The sequence below is a fragment of the Pseudogemmobacter sonorensis genome (genome assembly GCF_042762395.1).
In the GTDB taxonomy this organism is placed as follows: domain Bacteria; phylum Pseudomonadota; class Alphaproteobacteria; order Rhodobacterales; family Rhodobacteraceae; genus Pseudogemmobacter; species Pseudogemmobacter sonorensis.
Genome location: NZ_JBEFZE010000065.1, coordinates 1 through 5132, shown reverse-complemented (window position 1 = coordinate 5132; position 5132 = coordinate 1). Strand labels below are relative to the sequence as shown.

The following is a 5132-nucleotide window of genomic DNA, read 5'->3' as shown; positions in this document are numbered from 1 at the left end:
GCGCAGGGCACGCCTGGCAGAGAGAAGGAAGCGTAAGCTAGAGTTAGGCGCCGGAGGGGAAAAAGGCCATGACTGATGGTCCTTTCATCTGGGTTGGTTAGGCCTCCGGTTGCGCTGGAACGCTTCCGGGGGCCGATTGCTCTCAGCGGTTCTGGGTGGATACCGACCTCAGGGCATTAGCGGCAGACCGCATTGCTTCGTGATATTCAGTCCTGAGCCGGAACAGTTCCGGGTCCTTGTCCAGCATCGGCATGACATGAAGGTCCCAGTGCTCATCTTCCAAGCGGCCGGTGAACTGAACTGCGGCCTCTACGAGGGTTTTCATGTCGGTAAACGTGACCCCAGACATATTCAGATAGGTTTTGCCGTTCTTTCGGATGACCTCACTCATGCCGCCACATACTCCGCATCATGGATCAGGGTTCGACCAACGATCCGGCTTTCAAGAGCCTCCGCCGACCTGCTGAACACCTCTGCCGCCTGCCGCACCCGCTTGGAAACCTCTGTGTCATGATCGTGGCGCAGGCATTGCAGAAGGGTCATAGCATCGCTCACCGCCTGAACGACCTTCTTCATCGCCTGGTCGATGCTGGCCGCTTCGTCCTGCGCACTTTCGGTCGCCCGGATATAGCCTTTCAATTCATCGACGCGCTTGCCCAGAAAATCCGCCTGCCCCTTAAGGCGCGACACCTCCTGCTCAGCATCATCCTTGCGGCGCTTTGCCTTGTGCGCCTCGTCTCGCAGCTTTTCCAACTCGGCGGCGGCAAGGTTTTCCGCTTCGGCTTGCGCCTTCTCCATGGCTGCATCTTCGGCCTTCTTGGTCGCCTCGGTCAACTTGCGCTGCTGCTCGGCAAGGGCAGCGTTCGCCCGCTGCGCCTCGGCCTTGGCCTTATCCAGATCGGCGGCGGCTTTTGCTTCGGCCTCGCGCTTCGCCTGCTCCTTTGCCGCCTCGATCAGATCGCGCTGCCCTTCGGCCAGAGCATCAGCCTTGGCGCGCTGGCGCTCCGCTTCGGCCGTGGCGCTTGCGGCTTTAGCCGTTGCTTCATCGGCCCGCCGCCGCTCGGCCTCGATCATGGCTTTGACCTTGGCCTCAGTGAACGCCTCTCCTGCGGCGATACCAGCCTCGACCACCTCTCGGACGGGTTGCGGCGTGGATGGCGCTGAGAGGCGCAGAGCCGTAGACCACGCCACCGCTTCGATCACCTGAGGTCGATCACCATATTCCCGGGCAACCTGCATGTATTCGTGAGCGGTATCACGCCCCAAGCTTGGCAGAACATCATCCCGCCAAGCGCCGAACTGCTGATCACTCGGGAACATCGCACGCGCCTCAAGCAGAGATCGGCCCGCCGAAATCTTGCTGGCGCGCGCCATCGTAGCGAAAACCGCCACCTCACGGGCGATCTGATCAAGACGCGCGATTTGTGCCGCAGCGAGATTGGTGTGGGGATTCCCCACACCGGAAATGGTGTTCGACATCTACCCCTCCCGCCTACCGGATACGATCCGCCAAAGGTCGCAGGCAGCCTCAGCGCCCGCAGCGCGCTCGTTCGCCTTTGCGATACGATCCCTCAGCATTTGAACCATATCCCTATTCACCTCATTCACGAACGCCAAGCCCTCGCTTGTAGCGCAGGCACGTGCGAGCAAGAGGTCAATATAGACCAGCGGCTCATCACAGGATGCTGCCCGTGCCGCTTGGATAATTTCTTGCTCATCACTCACTGCACCACCTCGTAGAAGTCGTCGTTTTCGATGCGCCGCACCTGAGTGGCGAACTCGTCACAGGCCAAGCGTACAGCGGCCTTGATCTGATCGCGGGTCTTTCCGTTCGCCATGCCGGAACGGACGATCCTGGCAACGGCGGCCTCCATCGTGCTGACCGCGTTCAGCGTCACCATGTCGAAATCGTCCCGGCCTTCCATCCTCGCCCGGACCTCCTCCTTGTTCAGTCCAAGCGGGCGGTAGACCATTCGCTGGAACACAACATAGACCAGTTTCGGCTGTGACGATGCCTTCCTGTCCGGGCCGACATAGGTCGAGAACCTTTTAAGTTCGTCGGTCATATCCAGATGCGACAGCTTCCCGCCTTCGCGGGCAATCATCCAGAGCACACCCTTGCGGGCCACCAGTGCCTGCTGCCTTGCCCCAAGAGCTTGGGGAATGTTATGCGTGATAGCATTCATCTTCGGTTCTCCTAAAACCGGGGTTGATAGATGCGCTGCCTTGCAGGGCAGCAGTGTCGCAACTGGCGGCGGGGTGGTTTCCTAGGCCGTGATCCCCGCCGCCGTCTGCCTGGCTATGCTGCCCCATGCTGGACAGCCTCCAGGCCCTTTTTCAAAAGCGTCTCTGTCGCCTCGCGGCGGCTGGTCATGCCAGCAGACACTCCCCATTCATCAACGTCACTGACCAGCTTCGCGGGCAGTTCGGTCACGATCCGAACCACATCCCGCTCTTTCTTCCGGTTCGACGCATACCCATTTGGATGTTCAGCCAACAGTTACCTCCACATGTTCATAGCTTTGAACAATTTGCGGCACATACCACTCACATGTCAAGAGAGTTGAACATCCGCGTGAGGCAAAGACTGATGAACGATGACAACATTGAAGAAGTAACAATGATCAGAAAGGTTTACATGCTCCCCAAGGAGCTTGTTGACCGAATCGCATCGTTTCAGCAGGACAAGCGACTACCGTCTGAGGTCGAAGCTGTGCGCCGATTACTCGATGAAGCACTGCTGTACCGAGACACACCCCAAACGATCGTGGAACGGTTCAAAGATCGCCTCAGGGCGACCGGACTGCTCCGCGCAGTTGCCCGCGATCTTCTGGCAGAGCACCCACTCGTGATCAACATCAATTATGTTGAGGCGAATGCGGTCGTTTTTTCACTTAAAGACGCAGGAACTTACCGCGTTGAGGCGGACGGTAGCAGCTACTCCCTCGACCCTGGATATAGTGAAAGCTGGTCAATCTTCCCGCCAGTTCAGAAAGCTATTGCTCAGAAGAAAGCTGATTTAGACGATGATATCCCCTTTTAGCCCCACCCCACCCGGCGCCCCCGAGGGGTGACCGGCAAGGGTTGACTTGTCACTCTAAGCTTGACTTGTGTAAGCTTTTTGCTTACAAACCCTCATGATCAAGACGTTCAGCGACAAGCAACTGAAGGCCCTCTGGGAAACTGGCAAGTCCAAGATCGACGCCCGGTTTCATGATCGCATTCTCCGGCGGCTCGACCGTCTTGATGCCGCAGAAACCGCCGAGGACATGAACCTGCCCGGCTTCAACTTCCACGCCCTCAAGGGGCACAATCCAACCCGCTACACCGTTCATGTGAACGGACCATGGTGCATCACATTCGAGTTCATCGACGGCGATGCCTATGTGATCGACTTCGAGCAATACCATTAGGAGGCTCAGATGACCCGCAACTCAGACCGCTGCCCTTCCCATCCCGGCGCGCTGCTCCGGGAAGACATCATCCCTGCCATCGGGAAGCCGAAGACCGAGATCGCCGCCCTGCTCGGCATTTCCCGCCAGCATCTCTACGACATCATGGCCGAGAAGAAGCCGGTCAGCCCCGAGGTTGCCGTCCGGCTTGCCAAGATGTTCGGCGGCGCTCCGCTGGTCTGGGTTCGCATGCAGGGAGCCTACGACGCATGGCATGCCGCCCGTGCAGTAGACGTCTCCGGCGTCCCGACCCTGTTTGCGGCAGAGTAACCCATGCAAGTCGGACCCGACCTGACAGACCCCCTCCTGATGATCCTCGGCACCTGGACGGGGATGGCGAGTTTCCTGTTCCCCTTCGTCACGCTTCTCGGGATCGCGTGAGCGCGCGCGCCGACCGCTGATACCTGCCGGTTGACTCACCGCCCTGCGAACGGCGACCCTTCCGAAAACGACACCGGAGGGAATCATGGCTTTGCTTTCGTGGCTTTTTGGCAAGAAGAACCAGCCCGAGACACCGGAGAAGCCGACCCCAGATCCTTCGCTATCCTTCGCCGTACCGATTTGTGATCACACCGAAACCTTCGATATTGAACTGACACCGGATCAGGCGAAAGCACTGGCGGACGCGCAAGAATATCGGGATACTCACAAGCCTGATCTGCCCGCCCTCCCAGATGGTCCCTTCCGCTTCATCGCCCTGGACGTTGAAACGGCCAATGACGATCCCGCCAGCATCTGCCAGATTGGTCTTGCCTTCGTTCGGCCAGACAACTCAATCATCACCTGGGCCATCTATGTGGACCCAGACGATGACTTTTCTCCTTCAAACATCAGCATACACGGCATCAGCGAAGATACCATCATCGATGCCGAAGCCCCTTTCTTCGAACACGCGATGGCTCACATTGCGCCAACTCTGTCCACAAATACCGTTTTCCAACACAGCGACTTCGACCGGCGTTGCATTGCCGCAGCTTGCGATGCCTGCGATATCGACATGCCAGCCGTTAAGTGGGCCGACAGCGTGCGGGTTGCCCAACGCGCTTGGCCCGAGTTGAAGGGCAATGGGGGGCACGGCCTTGCCAGCCTTCGCGATTACCTCGGCCTGTCTTTCCGCCATCACGATGGGGAGGAAGACGCCCGAGCATCTGCGGAAGTGGTTCTGCGCGCCGAGAACACCACGGGGTCGCTATTTCAAGACCTGGTTATGCCAGCGAAGAGGAGACCCAGATACGCGCCTCCAACTACCAGAGAAGCAAGCCCAGATGGGCCGTTGGCGGGTCATGTCGCGGTGTTCACCGGCGCCCTCAGCATGTCACGCGAAGAGGCCGCGAATATCGCCGCCAACAACGGAATCACCGTTGCGGCAAACGTTACCAAAAAGACGACAATCCTCATTGTCGGGGATCAGGACCTAACGCTATTGGCGGGCCACAGTAAAAGCTCAAAGCACCGCAAGGCGGAAGAGTATATCGCCAATGGCCAGGATGTTCGCATTTTGGGAGAACAGGAATTTTTGGCCATCATCCGGCGTCCCTAACACCCCTTGATGCGAACGCTTCCCATTGCGCCAACTGCGCCTGCCATGGCAGCGGATCGCGCGCCTGCCGCTTGATCCCGGCCAGATCCTCGAACTTTGGTCGTTTCTTCATCCATGGCAAAAGCGCCGTATGCCACGCC

The 5132-nt window shown here is 58.8% G+C and carries 8 protein-coding genes; 4 read left to right on the top strand and 4 right to left on the bottom strand.

The window, feature by feature from the left end; all coding sequences use genetic code 11:
- Positions 1-142 precede the first annotated feature (142 nt).
- The 4 genes from ABNX41_RS21490 to ABNX41_RS21475 all read right to left on the bottom strand — a co-directional run bounded on the left by ABNX41_RS21490 (position 143) and on the right by ABNX41_RS21475 (position 2497).
- The gene (locus tag ABNX41_RS21490) at positions 143-391 is read right to left on the bottom strand and encodes a hypothetical protein (protein ID WP_438671722.1); all 249 of its coding nucleotides are present in this window, start codon (positions 389-391) and stop codon (positions 143-145) included.
- Positions 388-1479, bottom strand: coding sequence for a hypothetical protein (locus tag ABNX41_RS21485; protein WP_438671721.1), 1092 nt, complete (start codon positions 1477-1479; stop codon positions 388-390). The genes ABNX41_RS21490 and ABNX41_RS21485 overlap by 4 nt, the downstream gene beginning before the upstream one ends.
- Positions 1480-1721: 242 nt before the next feature.
- Positions 1722-2186, bottom strand: coding sequence for a hypothetical protein (locus tag ABNX41_RS21480; RefSeq protein WP_438671720.1), 465 nt, complete (start codon positions 2184-2186; stop codon positions 1722-1724).
- A gap of 113 nt (positions 2187-2299) precedes the next feature.
- Positions 2300-2497 (bottom strand): hypothetical protein, encoded by a 198-nt coding sequence (locus ABNX41_RS21475; protein ID WP_438671719.1) that lies wholly within the window; start codon positions 2495-2497, stop codon positions 2300-2302.
- 93 nt (positions 2498-2590) lie between these two features.
- On the opposite strand from ABNX41_RS21475, the gene ABNX41_RS21470 reads away from it, so the two are divergent.
- From ABNX41_RS21470 to ABNX41_RS21455, 4 genes are all read left to right on the top strand, one after another.
- Positions 2591-3043, top strand: a complete 453-nt coding sequence (locus ABNX41_RS21470; RefSeq protein WP_438671718.1) for a hypothetical protein — start codon at positions 2591-2593, stop codon at positions 3041-3043.
- A gap of 94 nt (positions 3044-3137) precedes the next feature.
- Positions 3138-3413 carry a type II toxin-antitoxin system RelE/ParE family toxin gene (locus ABNX41_RS21465; protein ID WP_438671717.1) on the top strand — a complete coding sequence of 92 codons (276 nt, stop codon included), beginning with the start codon at positions 3138-3140 and terminating at the stop codon, positions 3411-3413.
- A 9-nt stretch (positions 3414-3422) separates the two neighbouring features.
- Complete coding sequence (locus tag ABNX41_RS21460) at positions 3423-3722, top strand: HigA family addiction module antitoxin (protein ID WP_438671716.1); 300 nt, start codon at positions 3423-3425, stop codon at positions 3720-3722.
- A gap of 196 nt (positions 3723-3918) precedes the next feature.
- Complete coding sequence (locus ABNX41_RS21455; protein WP_438671715.1) at positions 3919-4992, top strand: exonuclease domain-containing protein; 1074 nt, start codon at positions 3919-3921, stop codon at positions 4990-4992.
- The last annotated feature ends 140 nt before the right edge of the window (positions 4993-5132 follow it).